Annotated in this window: 16 protein-coding genes and 1 tRNA gene; 4 read left to right on the top strand and 13 right to left on the bottom strand. The window is 63.4% G+C overall.

The window, feature by feature from the left end; all coding sequences use genetic code 11:
• Positions 1 to 879: MCP four helix bundle domain-containing protein (locus tag ACEN88_RS09050; RefSeq protein ID WP_413338914.1), on the bottom strand; the 879-nt coding region annotated here is incomplete at its 3' end.
• A 156-nt stretch (positions 880 to 1,035) separates the two neighbouring features.
• Here ACEN88_RS09050 and ACEN88_RS09045 point away from each other — a divergent pair.
• Entirely contained in the window at positions 1,036 to 1,362 is a 327-nt protein-coding gene (locus tag ACEN88_RS09045; protein WP_413338912.1) for a hypothetical protein, read from the top strand.
• A gap of 18 nt (positions 1,363 to 1,380) precedes the next feature.
• Here ACEN88_RS09045 and ACEN88_RS09040 read toward each other — a convergent pair whose 3' ends face one another.
• Complete coding sequence (locus ACEN88_RS09040) at positions 1,381 to 3,039, bottom strand: peptide chain release factor 3 (protein ID WP_413338910.1); 1,659 nt, start codon at positions 3,037 to 3,039, stop codon at positions 1,381 to 1,383.
• A gap of 421 nt (positions 3,040 to 3,460) precedes the next feature.
• Here ACEN88_RS09040 and ACEN88_RS09035 point away from each other — a divergent pair, with 421 nt between their 5' ends.
• Positions 3,461 to 4,276 carry a Crp/Fnr family transcriptional regulator gene (locus tag ACEN88_RS09035; protein WP_056135328.1) on the top strand — a complete coding sequence of 272 codons (816 nt, stop codon included), beginning with the start codon at positions 3,461 to 3,463 and terminating at the stop codon, positions 4,274 to 4,276.
• On the opposite strand, the gene ACEN88_RS09030 is transcribed toward ACEN88_RS09035, so the two are convergent.
• From ACEN88_RS09030 to ACEN88_RS08980, 11 genes are all read right to left on the bottom strand, one after another.
• Positions 4,230 to 5,855: a CHASE3 domain-containing protein gene (locus ACEN88_RS09030; RefSeq protein ID WP_413338908.1), complete on the bottom strand. Its 1,626-nt coding sequence runs from the start codon at positions 5,853 to 5,855 to the stop codon at positions 4,230 to 4,232. The two genes, ACEN88_RS09035 and ACEN88_RS09030, sit on opposite strands and share 47 nt — an antisense overlap.
• Positions 5,856 to 6,059: 204 nt before the next feature.
• Entirely contained in the window at positions 6,060 to 6,692 is a 633-nt protein-coding gene (locus tag ACEN88_RS09025) for a response regulator transcription factor (RefSeq protein ID WP_036228513.1), read from the bottom strand.
• A 179-nt stretch (positions 6,693 to 6,871) separates the two neighbouring features.
• On the bottom strand, positions 6,872 to 7,279 hold the full coding sequence (locus tag ACEN88_RS09020) for a MerR family transcriptional regulator (protein ID WP_413338905.1): 408 nt from the start codon (positions 7,277 to 7,279) through the stop codon (positions 6,872 to 6,874).
• 24 nt (positions 7,280 to 7,303) lie between these two features.
• Positions 7,304 to 7,699 carry an integration host factor subunit alpha gene (locus ACEN88_RS09015; RefSeq protein ID WP_056135976.1) on the bottom strand — a complete coding sequence of 132 codons (396 nt, stop codon included), beginning with the start codon at positions 7,697 to 7,699 and terminating at the stop codon, positions 7,304 to 7,306.
• 164 nt (positions 7,700 to 7,863) lie between these two features.
• Positions 7,864 to 10,290 carry a phenylalanine--tRNA ligase subunit beta gene (pheT, locus tag ACEN88_RS09010; RefSeq protein WP_413338903.1) on the bottom strand — a complete coding sequence of 809 codons (2,427 nt, stop codon included), beginning with the start codon at positions 10,288 to 10,290 and terminating at the stop codon, positions 7,864 to 7,866.
• 33 nt (positions 10,291 to 10,323) lie between these two features.
• Positions 10,324 to 11,340: a phenylalanine--tRNA ligase subunit alpha gene (gene pheS / locus ACEN88_RS09005; protein ID WP_036228506.1), complete on the bottom strand. Its 1,017-nt coding sequence runs from the start codon at positions 11,338 to 11,340 to the stop codon at positions 10,324 to 10,326.
• Between the two features lie 132 nt (positions 11,341 to 11,472).
• A complete protein-coding gene (gene rplT, locus ACEN88_RS09000) occupies positions 11,473 to 11,832 on the bottom strand; it encodes a 50S ribosomal protein L20 (RefSeq protein ID WP_056135339.1) in 360 nt (119 codons plus the stop codon).
• 25 nt (positions 11,833 to 11,857) lie between these two features.
• A complete protein-coding gene (gene rpmI / locus ACEN88_RS08995) occupies positions 11,858 to 12,058 on the bottom strand; it encodes a 50S ribosomal protein L35 (protein WP_036228503.1) in 201 nt (66 codons plus the stop codon).
• Between the two features lie 286 nt (positions 12,059 to 12,344).
• The gene (gene infC, locus ACEN88_RS08990; protein WP_413338916.1) at positions 12,345 to 12,896 is read right to left on the bottom strand and encodes a translation initiation factor IF-3; all 552 of its coding nucleotides are present in this window, start codon (positions 12,894 to 12,896) and stop codon (positions 12,345 to 12,347) included.
• A gap of 26 nt (positions 12,897 to 12,922) precedes the next feature.
• Positions 12,923 to 14,833 (bottom strand): threonine--tRNA ligase, encoded by a 1,911-nt coding sequence (gene thrS, locus ACEN88_RS08985; RefSeq protein WP_413338900.1) that lies wholly within the window; start codon positions 14,831 to 14,833, stop codon positions 12,923 to 12,925.
• 259 nt (positions 14,834 to 15,092) lie between these two features.
• Positions 15,093 to 15,169 (bottom strand) — tRNA-Val (locus tag ACEN88_RS08980).
• An 85-nt stretch (positions 15,170 to 15,254) separates the two neighbouring features.
• Between ACEN88_RS08980 and ACEN88_RS08975 the strand changes: the two genes are divergently transcribed.
• Entirely contained in the window at positions 15,255 to 16,181 is a 927-nt protein-coding gene (locus ACEN88_RS08975; RefSeq protein WP_413338898.1) for a cation diffusion facilitator family transporter, read from the top strand.
• 70 nt (positions 16,182 to 16,251) lie between these two features.
• A partial coding sequence (locus ACEN88_RS08970) for an NAD(P)/FAD-dependent oxidoreductase (protein WP_413338896.1) occupies positions 16,252 to 17,161 on the top strand: 910 nt, incomplete at its 3' end.

Genomic DNA, 17,161 nt, shown 5'->3' with positions numbered 1-17,161 from the left:
GTGTCGCGGCGGCATGCCGGCACGGCCCAGCGTGATCTCGCGCGACGCCTCGCCGATCGCGCGGGCCGACTCGAGCACGGTGCGCAACTGGCGGTTCAGGCCGCGGATGCCGGCGTCGAGCAGCCGTGCCGTCTGGCCGATTTCGTCGTCCGCATAGGTCCGCGCGCGGATCGTCAGGTCGCCGCTGGCGAGACCATGGGCGGCCGCGCCGATCGCACCGATATCGGCCAGCAGCGCGCGCCGCACCGCCATCGTGATCGCCAGCGAGGCCGCGATCGACAGGACGATCACCACCGGCATCAGCACCGCGATCAGGCGAAAATCGTCGGCCGCATCGCGCGACGCCTGCTCGGACAGGGCCTGCTCGCGCCGCGACAGCTCCGCCAGCCGCTGGGCGACGACGGCGAACGCGCGCTCCGCCTTGACCATCGCATTGGCGCTGATCGACTGGTCGATGCGCGCGATCTCGATCACGTCGCGCACGGCCGGCACGTATTGCGCCCAGGCGGCGCGGGCCTGTTCGACGTAGCGCTGTTCTTCCGGGCTGTCTGCCGTCAGGCGCGCCAGCTGGGCGAGGTCGCGCTCGACCCCGCCGTGCCGGGCCCGCAGATCGAGTGCGAGCGGGTCGACGCGGAAGTGCGGAAAGCTGCCGCTGATCCAGGTCAGGACCTGGTACGCCTGGGCATGCGCGCTGCGCGCCGCCGCGGACAGCTCCGCCGCCGCGCGCATGTTGGCCGCCCGGCGCTGCACGATGCTGTCGAGCGACGCATTCTGGCGTACCATCGCGTAGTAGCTGCCGCAGGACAGCAGCACGAGCAGCAGCAGCACGACGCCGGGCGCCAGCAGCAGCTTGGGACCGATGCGCAGACGGGCCAGCATGTCAGGACGTCGTCCGATTGACGAGTTCGAGGGGGAATGAATGGGTCATGGTCTCCTCCTGGCTGGCAGTATTTCCGGCGTGCATTAAATGAATGTACGCCGACCCCGGGGTTGGCCATTGTGTTGGCTCAAGCCCGCCAACGTGAGAGGAACAGGATGAGACGTAAGAATGTGGGCGCATTGCTGTCGGCCCTGGTGTTTCCCGGCGTGGGCCAGTACTACCTGGGGCGGCGCACGCGCGCGCTGCTGTTCCTGGCGCCGGCCGCCATCGCCGCGATCCTGTATTTCAATTTTGCGCTGGACCAGGCGAACACGGTCGCCGACCAGCTGTTGAGCGGGAAGATGGCGATGGATCCGGCGGCGATCGAGGCGCAGCTGGCGAATGCGCCCACGCCGTTCAGCGTGACGCTGGCCGGGATCGTGTTCGCCGTGTGCTACGTGGGGAGTATCGTGGAGGCGTTGATCGCCAGGCCGGAGGCGTGACGATCAACGCATGCCGCATCAGTCCAGCTTCGCGGCGTGTTCGCGCGTCGCGTGGAACTGCAGCTTCGGCCAGCGCTCCTGCGTGAGGCGCAGGTTGACGCCGGACGTGGCGAGGTAGGCCAGGTTGCCGGCCGCATCGTAGGCGACGTTGTGCGCCAGCTGCGTCTCGAAGTCGGACAGGGCCTTCTTGTCGTCGCTCGACACCCAGCGCGCGCTGCTGATGCTCGCGCCCTCGAACACGGCGTCGACGCCGTATTCGTTCAGCAGGCGGCTCGCGACGACCTCGAACTGCAGCACGCCGACAGCGCCGAGAATCAGGTCGCTGCCCATCACCGGCTTGAACACCTGCACGGCGCCCTCTTCGCCCAGCTGCTGCAGGCCCTTGTGGAGCTGCTTGGTCTTGAGCGGATTGCGGATACGCACCGTGCGGAACAGCTCCGGCGCGAAGTACGGGATGCCGGTGAACGTCAGCAGCTCGCCTTCCGAGAAGCTGTCGCCGATCTGCATGTTGCCGTGGTTCGGCAGGCCGATGATGTCGCCCGCGTAAGCCTCTTCGACCTGTTCGCGGCTCGACGCCATGAACGTCACGACGGACGACAGTTTCACTTCGCGGCCCAGGCGCAGGTGCTTGACCTTCATGCCCTTCTCGAAGCGGCCGGAACACACGCGCAGGAACGCGATGCGGTCGCGGTGTGCCGGGTCCATGTTGGCCTGGATCTTGAAGACGAAGCCGGAGAACGGCTGCTCGTCCGGGCGCACGGCGCGCACGGTCGCATCGCGCTCGCGCGGGCCCGGCGCCCATTCGACGAGGGCCGACAGGATCTCGCGCACGCCGAAGTTGTTGATGGCGGAGCCGAAGAACACGGGGGTCTGCACGCCGGACAGGAAGCGCTCCAGGTCGAACGGATGCGAGGCGCCGTGCACCAGCTCCACTTCCATCTTGAGCTGTTCCATCTCGAGCGGGAACATCTCGGTGAGGCGCGGGTTGTCGATGCCCTTGATGATCTCGTAGGCGCCGTCGGCCTTCTCTTCGCCCGCCTTGAACAGCATGACTTCGTCGTTCAGCAGGTGGTACACGCCGCGGAAGTTCTTGCCCATGCCGATCGGCCAGGTCACCGGCGCGCATTCGATCTTCAGCACCGACTCCACTTCGTCGAGCAGCTCGAGCGGGTCGCGGGTTTCGCGGTCGAGCTTGTTCATGAAGGTGACGATCGGCGTGTCGCGCATGCGGCAGACGTCCAGCAGCTTGATCGTCTGTTCTTCCACGCCCTTCGCGGCGTCGATCACCATCAGCGCCGAGTCGACGGCCGTCAGCACGCGGTACGTGTCTTCCGAAAAGTCCTGGTGGCCCGGGGTGTCGAGGAGGTTGATGACGTGGTCGCGGAACTCGAACTGCATCACCGACGACGCGACCGAGATGCCGCGCTGCTTTTCGATGTCCATCCAGTCCGACGTCGCATGGCGGCCGCTCTTGCGGCCCTTGACGGTGCCTGCGAGCTGGATCGCGCCCGAGAACAGCAGCAGCTTTTCGGTGAGCGTCGTTTTACCGGCGTCGGGGTGGGAAATGATGCCGAAGGTGCGGCGGCGCGCGACTTCGCGCGCGATCGTGGCTGCGGGCTTGCCGGTTACCGCGGCTTCCTGGATGTCGGTGGTGGTTGCGTCGATTTCGTTGGACATGGTCTCGCCCTGGGGCGCTTGCAAAACTCTCGATTTTACCGGGTCCAGCGTACCTTGTGTGAACCAATTCCCGGCGCACCGCACGCGCCCCATGTAGGAACAGTCGGGCGCGGCATGTGATGGCGAGCAATCTGAGCGGCCGCGACGGGCGTATGGATGTGGCCGGAATGGCAAAAAAGGCCGGCCATCGAAACGTTTTAATGCCGCCAAACCATTGTCGAAGTTACAAAAAAAGCCCTCTACTGAAAGTTTCTCTCTAGTAGGACTGGGCTTACATAACATCATGCATAGAGCCTACATGGGGGCGACAGCTAGTCTTATGTTCGGCAAGAGACTATGGCATTAATGTACACACATCGCGATGAGGAAACCCATCCAAGCAATCGCCCCAGTGATGTATGTCAGAGATAACGAGGACAAAATGAATAACGCCCAACTCGGTAACGCCGCCCAGAAAAAGGCGCAATCGGTGAATCAGATTCCCTCGACCAGCGAAGAAATCAAACTGGCCGCCCGCCCGGTTGTCAGCTACAGCGGCACCCAACAAAACGAGTTGCTCGCGGCCCTGCCGCGCCAAGACCTGGAAACCCTGTTCGAGCACCTGGAACTGGTTCCGCTGCCCTTCGGCAAGGAACTGTTCGAATATGGCAGCAAGCTGGAATACGTGTACTTCCCCACCACCGCCATCGTCTCCCTCCTGTACGTGATGGAAGACGGCGCCACGACGGAAATCGCCGTGGTCGGCCATGAAGGTGCCGTCGGCGTATCGCTGTTCATGGGCGAGCGCGCGACCTGCAGCGCCGTCGTCCAGAGCGCCGGCTACGGCTACCGCCTGAAAACCCAATTCCTGCGCGACGCCTTCAACAAGGGCGGCGCCCTGCCCCAGCTGCTGATGCGCTACACGAACGCGCTGTTCGCCCAGATGGCCCAGAACGCCGTTGGCGGCCGCCACAGCTCGATCGAACAGAAACTGTGCCGCTGGCTGCTGGACCGCCTGGACCGTTCGCCGAGCAATGAACTGAAGGTTACCCAGGAACTCATCTCGATCATGCTGGGCGTGCGCCGCGAAAGCATCACCGCTGCCGCCGGCAAGCTGCAGGACGAGGGCCTGATCCAGTACCGCCGCGGCAACATCACCGTGCTGAACCGCCAGGGCCTGGAAGACTACGCCGGCGAGTGCTACAAGGTCGCTAAAAGCGAGTATGACCGTCTGCTGATGGACGTGTCGCGCGCATGAGCGGCACCGCGTCCCGGCCCGACGTCGCCAGCGGCGACTGGGCCTGGGCAGCACGTAGATGATTGTGTAATTGACGTTCGGCCAGGTCGGCCGCCTCCGCTGGCACTGCGCCAGTCGGATCTGCCGAAGGCGCCACGGCCAGCGCCGAGATATCCAGGGCACCGCCTGACGCGGTCCCGCCGGCGTCGGTCTCCCCTGGCGCCGTCACCGGAATGATGGCGTGAACCGAGGTCCCGATCCCGTTCACGCCGCGATCCACCCGCAATGTCCCTCCCAGCAGCAACGCCCGTTCGCGCATCCCCAGGAGGCCGTGCGATTTCGGACGGCGCATCGCGTCGGGCGGAATCCCGACACCGTCGTCGCTGACCTCGAGCGTGTACGCCTCGCCTTCGCGCGCCAGGTGCACGATGACGTGGCGCGCCTGGGCGTATTTGGCGACGTTGTTCAGCGACTCCTGTGCGATGCGGAACAGCGCGATCGACTGCGCAGAACCGGCACTGTCGATGTCGCCCTCGATGAGCGCCTCGCAATCCACGCCCGTCGTGCGGCCGAAATCTTCGCAATAACTCTCCAGGGCAGCGGACAGGCCGAGGTTGTCGAGCAGGCTCGGACGCAGGTCTTCCACGATGCGGCGCTTCAGTTCGACCGTCTCGACGAGCACGCCACGGGCGCGGCCCAGCGTCTCCGCATGGTCCGGGTGCGTGGTCTTGATCCGGTCCGTGACCGACGCAAGGTGCATGCCGATGGCCGTCAGGTTGGCGCCCATCTCGTCGTGCAGTTCGCGCGCCAGCTTCGCTTTTTCTTCTTCCGACACGCGGATCAAATGGCGCGACAGCACGGACAACTGCTCCGTGCGTTCCGCGACGAGCGATTCCAGGTGGTCATTGGTTTGTTGCAGGGCCCGCTCGGCATTCAGGCGCGCGCGGAAGCTGCGGCGGATCAGGTTGTAGAACAGGACAAGGGTGACGAGTGCTGCCACGTTGATGCCGAGGCCGCGCAACGCGGCCAGGCGGTAGCGGTCGTAGAAGACGGCGCTGCGCGCGGCCAGCGTCTCGTTCTGTTCGCCCGTCATGATCACCACCTGCAGCCGGATCTCGTCCATGTGGGTCTTGTCTTCCTGTGTCTGCGCGATGGCGACGATGTCCGCGAGGCCGCCGTGGCGATAGACTTCCAGGCCCTGGTTCATCAGGTTGATGCGCCGGACGACGAGATTCTGCAGCTGGACGAGATTCTTCAGCTGGGAGGGATTGTCGGCCAGCAGCGTCTTGAGGCTGTTGAACTGGCCGTCCAGTTCACGCTCCGCCGTGCGCAGCGGGCCCAGGTAGGTATCGGAACCGGACAGGTAATAGCCGCGCAGACCGCTTTCCGCATCGGTCACGAGCAGGTTCAGGTATTGCAGTTTGGCCGTCACACGATCGGCCTGCGCCTGACGCGCGTTGGCAGTCTTGAGCCCGTCCAGGTTGCGGACCAGGCTTACGCCGTTGAGGACCAGGATCAGGACGCACACGACACACAGCAGGGTCTGGTACAACGGAAGGCTGCGAACCGGCCTGAACTTGGGGTCGGTGGTGAAAAACATCCTCGGTCGTTCCTTTCGCAGCTTGGCCTGTCCGAGTCATTATAGACCGGGAAAAGTTGCCATGGAGCTCGATTAGGCTTGCGGACGAGGAAATGTGGCGCGATGACGACGCGCAATTAACAATTCTGCATAGCAAATGACAAATTGCTAAAACAGTTGCAGGCCGAAAGACGCGGAATCCCCATGGCTTTCGGCCTACCCTGCTCAGTCGAGCAGATTGTTCTTCATGGCGTAGTACGTCAGGTCGCTGTTCGACTGCAGACCCATCTTTTCCATGATGCGAGTACGGTAAGTCGAGACCGTCTTGATCGACAGCGACAGGGCATTGCCGATGTCGGACACGGTCGCGCCCTTGGCCAGGCGAAGGAACACCTGGAATTCGCGGTCCGACAATTCCGTATGCAGCGCGGTGTTCGGATCGCGATCGAAACTCTGGGCCAGCAATTCGCCGACCTGCGAGCTGACGTAGCGGCGCCCCTGGTACACGGTGCGGACGGCCGTCTTGAGTTCGTCCGCGTCGCATTCCTTGTTCAGGTAGCCGTTGGCACCCATCTTGAACAGGTTCAGCGCATACTGCTGGGCCGGATAGCCGGACAGGATCAGGACCGGCAGATTGGGCTGGCCCTGTCGAATGGTGCGCAGGATATCGATGCCGCTCTGGTCCGGCATGGCGATATCCAGCAACAGCACGTCGCAGATCTCGCGGCGTGCGATGTCGAGGGCCTCGCGTCCTGTCGCGCCTTCGGCCACGACTTCGAACTCGCCCGACGACGAAAAAATCTGTTTGAAACCTGCTCGAACTATCTGGTGATCGTCACAAATGGCAACGCGTATCATTGTCTTCCCTTAAGTTTTCCCGATACAGGAAAGAGCCGAGGCTGGCCCCTCACGCCTCCGGTCAGGTCATGCGTTTGAGTCAGCAAACTGCAAGTGACATTTTAGCACCTCCGGGGTGCAGAACAACAGGCGCGCACGCCTGAGCTGGCTGCGTCGGCCGTTGCGCCCTCGGCGGGGCTTCAGGCTGCCGGCGAACCGTGCTTGAGCAGTGCGAGAATCGCGTGCAGCTCGGCACGCAATGCTTCCGGCTCGATGGTCGGCGTGGCCGGTGGTGGTGGCGTTTCCGGCAACGCGTCGGCCTCGTGCTGGCCGCGCCCATCGAGGCGGTTGCGTGCCCCGCTGATGGTGAAACCCTGCTCGTACAGCAGTTCGCGGATACGGCGGATCAACAGCACTTCGTGGTGCTGGTAATAACGGCGATTTCCACGGCGTTTGACCGGTTTAAGCTGGGTGAATTCCTGCTCCCAGTAGCGGAGCACATGCGGCTTGACCCCGCACAAGTCGCTGACTTCGCCAATCGTGAAATAGCGCTTCGCCGGGATCGGCGGCAGCACGGTCGGTTCCATCTTGTTCGGTCGGTCGTTCATCGCTCACAAGCCGTGTCGGCTTTATCAGGCTGCACGCGCCAGGGAAGGATGATCGGGTCCGTCGGGGCTGTCCGGATTGCGCGGGCTGCCCGGATTGGCCTCTTCGACCATCGCCTTCAGCTTCTGGCTGGCGTGAAACGTCACGACGCGGCGCGCCGTGATGGGGATTTCTTCCCCGGTTTTCGGATTGCGGCCGGGCCGCTGCGGCTTGTCGCGCAACTGGAAGTTGCCGAAGCCGGACAGCTTCACCGCCTCGCCGCGCTCGAGCGCATTGCGGATCTCGTCGAAGAACGTCTCGACCATGTCCTTGGCCTCGCGTTTGTTCAGACCGACCTGCTCGAACAGCAGTTCGGCCAGCTCCGCCTTGGTCAGGGTCGGCAACTCCTTTTCCGCTTCCTTCCGTACCCGGGCCACCAGCATCGCACGATGCAGGTCGGCGGCCAGCGCTTCCTGGAGCACGGCGGAATCAACGTCGTTGTTGTTAATTTTAAGCCCTACCTTCAAGTTCTGGATTTGGTGGGGGCTCGATCAACCTGCTGCGCGACGGTTGCTCGATACCCCTTCGAGGCACGTAGCCTTCGTTATCAACCGCGCAGTTTTGCGCCGTGTTTTTGTTGCGCCGCGGATGCCAGCGCGGCCATGATGGCCTCGACCGCATCGTCCTGCAGCGTCGATTGAGTATCTTGCAAGCCAAAGCGGAAAGCAAGACTTTTTTCATCTTGTTCCAAACCTTTTCCGCGGTATTCATCAAACAAAACAACGGCTTGCACGAGTTTGCCAAGCGCGTTCGACTCCAGTTCCGACTGGAAAGCGTCGAGCAGCGCCTGGGCCGGCACGTCCTGTTTCACCACCAGTGCGAGGTCGCGCGTGGCGCCCGGGAACTTGGAAATCTCGGCGTAGCGCGGCACGGCGCGCGCGCGCAGCGCGTCGGCATCCACCTCGAACAGCACCGGGGCCTGCGGCAGGTCGTACTTCTGCAGCCAGCGCGGATGCAGCTCGCCGATCACGCCGACGACCTTGCCGTCCACTTCCACCGTGGCCGAGCGGCCCGGGTGCAGCGCCGGGTGTTCGATCTTGCTGAAACGTACGGCGCGCGGTGCGAACAGCGCTTCCAGGTCGCCCTTGACGTCGAAGTAATCGACGGCACGGGTCGGCTGGCCCCACTGCTCGTCCGCGGCCGGGCCGTAGGCGATGGCGGCAACGCGCTTGGGCTGGTCGAAGCCGGCGACGGCCAGCGGACCGTCCTGCGCTTCTGCGTTGCGCAGGAACACGCCGCCCACTTCGAACACGCGCACGCGGCCGGCCTTGCGGTTCAGGTTGTAGCGGACGTTGGCGACGAGGCTGCCGATCAGCGACGAACGCATCACGCTCAGCTGGCTGGCGATCGGGTTCTGCAGGCGGATCGGGTCGGTATTGTTCGCGAAATCCGTTTCCCACTGCTGCTCGACGAAGCTCATGTTCACGACTTCCTGGTAGCCCAGGTCGGCCAGTTCGTGGCGGATCGCAAACAGCGAGCGGGTATTCTCCGGCTCGATCAGCATCGCCGACGGGGCCACCGGCGGCAGCGTGGGAATGTTTTCGAAGCCATACACGCGCGCCACTTCCTCGATCAGGTCTTCCTCGATCTCGATGTCGAAACGGTACGACGGCGCGGTCACGTGGAACAGGCCCTCTTCACGTTCGAACGGCAGGTGCAGGCGCGTGAAGATGTCGGCAACCATGTCGTCCGTGACGGGCACGCCGATGACCTTCGCGGCGCGCGCGGTACGCAAGGTAACCGGCTTGCGCTGCGGCAGGTTCGGGGCCTGGTCGTCGATCGGGCCGACCTTCGTGTCGGCCGTGCCGCAGATCTCGACGATCAGCGACGTGATGCGTTCGAGGTGCTCGGGGACGGTCGCATAGTCGACGCCGCGTTCGAAGCGGTGCGCAGCATCCGTCGAGAAATTGTAGCGACGGGCACGACCCTGGATGGCGTTCGGCCACCAGAATGCGGCTTCCAGGTAGATGTTGGTGGTGGCCAGCGAGACGGCCGTGGCATCGCCGCCCATGATGCCGGCCAGCGACTCGAGCTCTTTCTCGTCGGCGATCACGCCGATCCACTCGTCGATGTCGACCGTGTTGCCGTTCAGGAGCTTCAGCGTTTCGCCCTTGCGGCCCCAGCGCACGTCCATGCCGCCGTGGATCTTGTCCAGGTCAAACACGTGCGACGGACGGCCCACTTCCAGCATGACGTAGTTCGAGATGTCGACGAGGGCCGACACGGAACGCTGGCCGCTGCGCTCGAGGCGGCGCTTCATCCATTCCGGCGTCGCCGCCTTCGCGTTCAGGCCGCGGATGACGCGGCCGGCGAAACGGCCGCACAGGTCGGTCGCGGAAATTTTAACGGGCAGCACTTCGTCCGTGTTCACGGTCGCCGGGCGGAAGGCCGGCAGCGACAGCGGCACGCCGGTCAGCGCCGACACTTCGCGCGCCACGCCCAGCAGGGACAGGCAGTCCGCCTTGTTCGGCGTGAGCTTGATCGTGAATTTCAGGTCGTTCAGGCCGAGGTAGTCGCGGATGTTCTGGCCGATGGGCGCGTCTTCCGGCAGCTCCATCAGGCCGCTGCTCTCTTCCGAGATCTTCAGTTCTTTTGCCGAGCACATCATGCCCTGCGATTCCACCCCGCGCAGCTTGCCGACCTTGATTTCGAACGGCTTGCCGTCCGGACCCGGCGGCAGCACGGCGCCGGCCATGGCGCAGATCGCCTTCATGCCCGCGCGCACGTTCGGCGCGCCGCAGACGATGTTCAGCAGGGTGCCGGTGCCGACGTCGACCTGGCACACGTTCAGGCGGTCCGCGTTCGGGTGCTTGGCCACTTCCTTGACTTCCGCCACGACGACATTCGAGAACGGCGGCGCGACCGGTTCGACCTCTTCCACTTCGAGGCCGGACATCGTGAGCAGGTGCGCGAGTTCGTCCGAATTCAACTTCGGATCGACCATGGAACGGAGCCAGTTTTCAGAGAATTGCATATTCGTTTGCCTTGGTATTTATCGGACGTGTTCTTAGTTGAACTGCTTCAGGAAACGCAAATCGCCTTCGTAGAACAGGCGCAGGTCGTTGATCCCGTAGCGCAGCATGGTCAGGCGCTCCAGGCCCGAACCGAACGCGAAACCGATGAATTTTTCCGGATCCAGTCCGAAATTGCGGACGACCGTCGGATGCACCTGGCCGGCGCCCGACACTTCCAGCCAGCGGCCCTTCAGCGGACCGGAGCCGAACGCGATGTCGATCTCGGCCGACGGCTCCGTGAACGGGAAGTACGACGGGCGGAAGCGGACTTGCAGGTCGTCCGTCTCGAAGAACGCCTTCACGAAGTTCAGGTAGACGCCCTTCAGGTCGGCAAAGCTGATGTCTTCGCCGATCCACAGGCCTTCGACCTGGTGGAACATCGGCGAGTGCGTGGCGTCGCTGTCGACGCGGTACGTGCGGCCCGGCGCGATCACCTTGATCGGCGGCGTGTGCGTGCGGGCATAGCGCACCTGCATCGGGCTCGTGTGGGTGCGCAGCAGCAGCGGCTTGCCCGTGCTGTCGTTGCCTTCGATGTAGAACGTATCCTGCATCGAGCGTGCCGGGTGGTTTTCCGGGCTGTTGAGCGCGGTGAAATTGGTCCAGTCGGTCTCGATCTCGGGGCCGTCGGCCACGTCGAAACCGATCGAGCGGAAAATCTGTTCGACCCGTTCCCAGGTCCGCATGACAGGGTGGATGCCGCCCTTGGCGCGGCCGCGGCCCGGCAGCGTGACGTCGATCGCTTCGGCGTTCAGGCGCGCCATCAACTGCGCGTTGGCGAGATCCTCGCGGCGAGCCGTCAACGCCTGTTCGATTTTTTCTTTGGCGGCATTGATCAGGGCGCCCTGCGCCTTGCGCTGTTCGGGATCGAGCTTGCCGAGGCCCTTCATCAGTTCGGTCACCTGGCCGGTCTTGCCCAGGTATTTCGCTTTTGCGTTTTCCAGCGCGGCAGCGTCTTGTGCGGCGCCAAAGTCAGACTGGGCCGAGACGACGAGTTCTTCCAGCGAGTTCATGCGTATTCTTTTCCTATTGATGGCGGGAGACGCCAGAAACAAAAACAGGGCATCGGTCCTTCAACCTTTGCCCCGTCCTTTGCGCACCGGCCGCCTGGAGCGGCGCGATGCTGTACTTCTTGCTGTCGCTGATTAAGCAGCCAGCTTTGCCTTGACGGTGTTCACGATAGCGGCAAAAGCCGGCTTGTCGTTGACAGCCATGTCGGCCAGGACTTTACGGTCCAGTTCAATCGCGGCTTTCTTCAGGCCGTTCATGAATGCGCTGTAAGTCATGCCGTGCGAACGCGAAGCCGCGTTGATACGGGTGATCCACAGTGCGCGGAAAACGCGCTTCTTGTTGCGGCGGTCGCGGTATGCGTACTGGCCAGCGCGCATGACTGCTTGCTTGGCAATACGGAATACTTTGCTGCGGCGGCCACGATAACCTTTGGCAAGCGCAAGAACCTTCTTGTGACGGGCACGTGCAGTAACCCCACGTTTTACTCGAGGCATAGTAGCTCCTTAGTTTGATGTGAGATTAAACGGCCGACGGCATCATGCGGTAGACGCTTTGGACGTCGGACGCATTGATGTTACGGGTGCCACGCAGCTGGCGCTTGTTCTTGGTGGTTTTCTTGGTCAGGATGTGACGCTTGAACGCCATACCCGATTTGACGGTACCACCCGGGCGCACGCGAAAACGCTTTTTCGCGGAGCTTTTGGTTTTCATTTTCGGCATAGTCTTCTGCCCTCTTACAGGCAGCCTCATATGTGACAGGATTGCAGGTGGCAGCAACGCTGCTCTTGGATGCCTGCTTTCACTTGTCTCTGCAGCGGAAGCGGGTCCACTACAGTCTTGCATCCCCGTTCTTGCAAACATGGGAACCGCAGATTCTAGCACAGTTTTGGCCATGTGGGCACGGGGTGCCCACCAAACATTCGCGTTATCGAAAACGGAATAGGCCAGGCCCGAGCCGCGGGACGACCCCGGGCCCGGGCCTGGCCCGGCTTGACTGCACGAAGAATTACTTCTTCTTCTTCGGCGCGACCACCATGATCATCTGGCGACCTTCCAGCTTTGGAAACTGCTCGACCTGGCCATACGGCTCGAGGTCGCCGCGCAGACGCTCCAGCATGCGCTGACCGATATCCTGGTGAGCCATCTCGCGGCCACGGAAGCGCAGCGTGATCTTGGTCTTGTCGCCCTCTTCCAGGAACTTGATCAGGTTACGCAGCTTGATGCTGTAGTCACCCTCATCGGTACCCGGACGGAACTTGACTTCCTTGACCTGGATGATCTTCTGCTTCAGCTTCGCTTCGTGCGCCTTCTTCTGCTCCGAATACTTGAACTTGCCATAGTCCATCAGGCGGCAGACTGGGGGAACCGCGGTCGGCGCGATTTCCACCAGGTCCACGTTCGCTTCTTCAGCCAGACGAAACGCCTCGGCCAGGCTCACAATGCCCAGCGGCTCGTTGTCTATCCCGTTCAGACGCATTTCCGGGTAGTTGATTTCGCCATTGATGCGATGTGACGACTTGTCAGTAGCTATGTTGTTTCCTTTGAAAGTAAGATGGATAGTGCCGTCTCAAGGCGCGTGCTTGATTACTTCGCCTTGGATGCTACCTCGCCTTGGAGGCGTTCCAGCAGCGCATCGACCGACATGACGCCAAGGTCGACATTGCCACGGGCGCGAACGGCCACAGTGTTGGCATCCCGCTCTTTATCGCCGACAACTAGGATGTACGGCAGTTTTTGGACGGAATGCTCCCGAATTTTATAGGTAATCTTCTCGTTCCGCAAATCAGCGTGAACACGCAGGCCAGCCGCCTTCAGCTTTGCCTCGACCTGCTTCACGTAATCGGCCTGCGCATCCGAGATGTTCAGGATGGCAACCTGGACCGGCGCCAGCCACAGCGGCAGCGCGCCCGCGTAGTTCTCGATCAGGATGCCGATGAAGCGCTCCATCGAGCCGACGATCGCGCGGTGCAGCATCACAGGCACTTTACGCGAGTTATCTTCCGCGACATATTCCGCGCCGAGACGGCCCGGCATCGAGAAGTCGACCTGCATCGTGCCGACCTGCCACGGACGGCCGAGGCTATCCTTCAGGTGGTATTCGATCTTCGGACCGTAGAACGCGCCCTCGCCCGGCAGTTCCGTCCAGGTCACGCCGCAGCCGCGCAGCGCGGAACGCAGCGCTTCTTCGGCCTGGTCCCACACTTCGTCGGAACCGATGCGGTTGTCCGGACGCAGCGCGATCTTGACGTCGATGTTCGCGAAGCCGAAGTCCTCGTACACCTTCATCGCCTGGGCATGGAAGGCCACGACTTCCGGCGCGATCTGCTCTTCCGTGCAGAACACGTGGCCGTCGTCCTGGGTGAAGCCGCGCACGCGCATCAGGCCGTGCAGCGCGCCCGACGATTCGTTGCGGTGGCATTGGCCGAACTCGCCGTAGCGCAGCGGCAGGTCGCGGTACGAACGCAGGCCCGCGTTGTAGATCTGCACGTGGCCCGGGCAGTTCATCGGCTTCAGCGCATAGGTGCGGTTTTCCGACTCGGTCGTGAACATGTTTTCACGATAATTGTCCCAGTGACCGGTCTTCTGCCACAGGGTGACGTCGATGATCTGCGGCGCCTTCACCTCGTTGTAGCCGGTGACCTGGTAGGTCTTGCGCATGTATTGCTCGATCTGCTGCCAGATGGTCCAGCCCTTCGGGTGCCAGAAGATCAGGCCCGGCGCCTCGTCCTGGAAGTGGAAGAAGTCCAGCTGCTTGCCCAGCTTGCGGTGATCGCGCTTCTCGGCCTCCTCCAGCATGTGCAGGTATTGCTCCTGGTCTTCCTTCTTCGCCCAGGCGGTGCCGTAGACACGCTGCAGCATCTCGTTCTTCGAGTCGCCGCGCCAGTACGCGCCCGCGAGCTTCATCAGCTTGAAGACTTTCAGCTTGCCGGTCGACGGCACGTGCGGGCCGCGGCACAGGTCGGTGAACTTGCCTTCGGTGTACAGCGACACGTCCTCGTTCGCCGGGATCGATGCGATGATCTCGGCCTTGTAGTCTTCGCCGATCGACTTGAAGTACGCCACGGCTTCGTCGCGCGGCAATACCTTGCGGGTGACCGGCTCATCCTTCTTGGCGAGCTCGGCCATCTTCTTCTCGATGGCTTGCAGGTCGTCCGGGGTGAACGGGCGCTTGTACGAGAAGTCGTAGTAGAAACCGTTGTCGATCACGGGGCCGATGGTGACCTGCGCTTCCGGGAACAATTCCTTGACGGCATAGGCCAGCAGGTGGGCGGTCGAGTGGCGGATGACGTCCAGGCCTTCCGGATCCTTGTCCGTGACGATGGCCAGGTCGGCGTCGTTCTCGATCAGGAACGACGTGTCGACGACCTTGCCGTCGACCTTGCCGGCCAGCGCGGCCTTGGCCAGGCTCGGGGCGATGCTGGACGCCACCTGGGCGACCGTCACCGGACCTTCGAATTGACGGCTCGAGCCGTCCGGGAGGCGAACATTCAACATTGTGAGCTCCATCGGCGCCATGCGCCCGTTGATTAGCAGTTTGAAACCAAGAAATTTTGGACGAAAAAAAACGCGCACCAGGCGCGTTTCTTTCAGTGTCGTCGAGTTGCTGCGAAAGACAATATGACACCCTACCGCGTCTAGCGATTCCCCCACAACGTCGTTGTAGTTCGCGGTGTCATAACCGATTATGCCTTTCTCGCTCTTACTGACGACAAGAGCGGAAAACCGAAGTTCCCCGCGCTTGTCTTTGGTGTTCTGGTGGGCGGTGCAGAATTCGAATCTGCGACCCCTTGGATGTCGACCAAGTATTCTAACCAGCTGAACTAACCGCCCGTATGCCGCTATTATAAGGGGATCGGACACTATTCTGCAAGGACGCCGGGTATACTGCCGCCTGTTTTCCGATTCCCTCACTTTCATGTCCGACCAAGCCGGCTCCTCCGCCCACCTCCACGCCCACCTCGACGGCGACGCCCGCCACGCCCACACGATCGAAGGCCGCAGCCAATGGGCGATGGCCATCGCGCTCGGGCTGACCCTGCTGTATGCGCTGGTGGAGGTCGTCAGCGGCTTCCTGTCGAATTCGCTCGCACTGATCTCGGACGCCGGCCACATGGTCACCGACGCCGCCGCCCTTGGCCTCGCCCTGCTGGCCCAGCTGATCGCGCGGCGGCCGCCGTCCGCGCGCCATTCGTTCGGCTTCGTGCGCGCGGAGGCGCTCGCCGCCTTCGTGAACAGCCTCGCGATGCTGCTGCTCGTCGGCTGGATCGTCTACGAAGCCGTCCAGCGCCTCGCGCATCCGGAGCACGTAGGCGGCAAGACCGTGCTGATCGTCGCCGCGATCGGCGCCTGCATCAATATCGCCGTCGCGTGGGTGCTGTCGCGCGACGAGCAGAGCATCAACACGCGCGCGGCCCTCGTCAATGTGCTGGGGGACCTGCTCGGCTCCATCGCCGCCATCGCCGCGGGCGCCGTCATCCATTTCACCGGCTGGGTGCGCATCGACCCGATCCTGTCGATCTTCGTGTCGCTGCTGATCCTCAAGTCGACCGTGAGCGTGCTGCGCGAGTCCTATCACTTCCTGATGGAAGGCGTGCCGCACCAGATCGACTACCTGAAAATCGGCGCCGACCTGGCGGGCATTCCGGGCGTGCGCTCCGTGCACGACCTGCACGTGTGGGACATGTCGCCAGGAGAACCCGCGCTGATCGGCCACCTGGAAATCGACGACCTGAACGCCTGGCCCGACGTGCTGCGCGCGGTCAAGATCATGCTGCTCGACAAGCACGGCATCGACCACGTCACCTTGCAGCCCGAACTGCGCGACTGCTCCGACACCCTGTAAGCGGGTTCCGACCCGGCCTCGGGTCACGCGCCGATAGCCCAGCCGCAGTCCCGCTGCGGATAATCGGCACATGCCTACCTCCACCGAACTCGCCACCGCACACGTCTACGACACGCTGATCGTGGGCGGCGGCCCGGGCGGCCTCACCGCCGCCATCTACCTGCGCCGCTTCACGCGCAACGTCGCCCTCGTCGACAAGGGCAACAGCCGCCTGCGCCTGATTCCCGTCTCGCACAACTATCCCGGCTTTCCCGAAGGCGTGCCCGGCCACATCCTGCTGGGCAACCTCGCGTCGCAGCTGCAGCGCTACGGCGGCAGCGTGATGCCGGGCGAGATCGTCGACCTGCGCATCGAGGACGGCCTGTTCGTCGGCGACTACCAGCCCGAAGGCATCGATGACATCGTGCAGATCCGCGCCCACACGGTGCTGCTGGCGACGGGCGTCGCGGACGCGGGCCTCCCGATCGAGAACTGGCGCGAGGCCGTCGCGTTCGGGTCCGTGCGCCTGTGCCCCGTGTGCGACGGCTTCGACGTGATCGACAAGCGCATCGCCGTCGCGACGTCCGACGTGAACCCGGTCGGCCACGCGCTGTTCATGCGCACGTTCAGCGCGGACGTCACCCTGTTCGAACGGGGCTCCCCGTCGATGCTGGGCGCTGACGACCGGCGCCGCCTCGACGCGGCCGGCGTGCGCATCGTCGATTCGCCGCTGCTGTCCGTCACGCTGGACGCATCGATGAAACCGGTGCTGCACACGGAAGATGGACAGGACCACGAGGCCGACGTGTTCTACCCGATGCTGGGCGAGAATGCCAGATCGGGCCTCGCCGCGAAGCTGGGCGCGCGCACGGCGCAGTGCGACGAGATCGTCGTCGACGACCACCAGCAAACGACCGTGCCCGGCCTGTACGCGATCGGCGACGTCGTCGTGGGCCTGAACCAGATCGCCGTGGCGGCGGGCCAGGCGGCGCGCGCCCAGC

The organism is Massilia sp. CT11-108, from assembly GCF_047302915.1.
Taxonomy (GTDB): domain Bacteria; phylum Pseudomonadota; class Gammaproteobacteria; order Burkholderiales; family Burkholderiaceae_D; genus Telluria; species Telluria orientalis.
This window is presented reverse-complemented; position numbering and strand designations above follow the sequence as displayed.

Coding starts and splice junctions, on each gene's coding strand:
- ACEN88_RS09045 (WP_413338912.1), top strand. CDS start 1,036: ATGAGACGTAAGAATGTGGGCGCATTGCTGTCGGCCCTGGTGTTTCCC.
- ACEN88_RS09040 (WP_413338910.1), bottom strand. CDS start 3,039: ATGTCCAACGAAATCGACGCAACCACCACCGACATCCAGGAAGCCGCG.
- ACEN88_RS09035 (WP_056135328.1), top strand. CDS start 3,461: ATGAATAACGCCCAACTCGGTAACGCCGCCCAGAAAAAGGCGCAATCG.
- ACEN88_RS09030 (WP_413338908.1), bottom strand. CDS start 5,855: ATGTTTTTCACCACCGACCCCAAGTTCAGGCCGGTTCGCAGCCTTCCG.
- ACEN88_RS09025 (WP_036228513.1), bottom strand. CDS start 6,692: ATGATACGCGTTGCCATTTGTGACGATCACCAGATAGTTCGAGCAGGT.
- ACEN88_RS09020 (WP_413338905.1), bottom strand. CDS start 7,279: ATGAACGACCGACCGAACAAGATGGAACCGACCGTGCTGCCGCCGATC.
- ACEN88_RS09015 (WP_056135976.1), bottom strand. CDS start 7,699: ATGCTGGTGGCCCGGGTACGGAAGGAAGCGGAAAAGGAGTTGCCGACC.
- pheT (WP_413338903.1), bottom strand. CDS start 10,290: ATGCAATTCTCTGAAAACTGGCTCCGTTCCATGGTCGATCCGAAGTTG.
- pheS (WP_036228506.1), bottom strand. CDS start 11,340: ATGAACTCGCTGGAAGAACTCGTCGTCTCGGCCCAGTCTGACTTTGGC.
- rplT (WP_056135339.1), bottom strand. CDS start 11,832: ATGCCTCGAGTAAAACGTGGGGTTACTGCACGTGCCCGTCACAAGAAG.
- rpmI (WP_036228503.1), bottom strand. CDS start 12,058: ATGCCGAAAATGAAAACCAAAAGCTCCGCGAAAAAGCGTTTTCGCGTG.
- thrS (WP_413338900.1), bottom strand. CDS start 14,833: ATGTTGAATGTTCGCCTCCCGGACGGCTCGAGCCGTCAATTCGAAGGT.
- ACEN88_RS08975 (WP_413338898.1), top strand. CDS start 15,255: ATGTCCGACCAAGCCGGCTCCTCCGCCCACCTCCACGCCCACCTCGAC.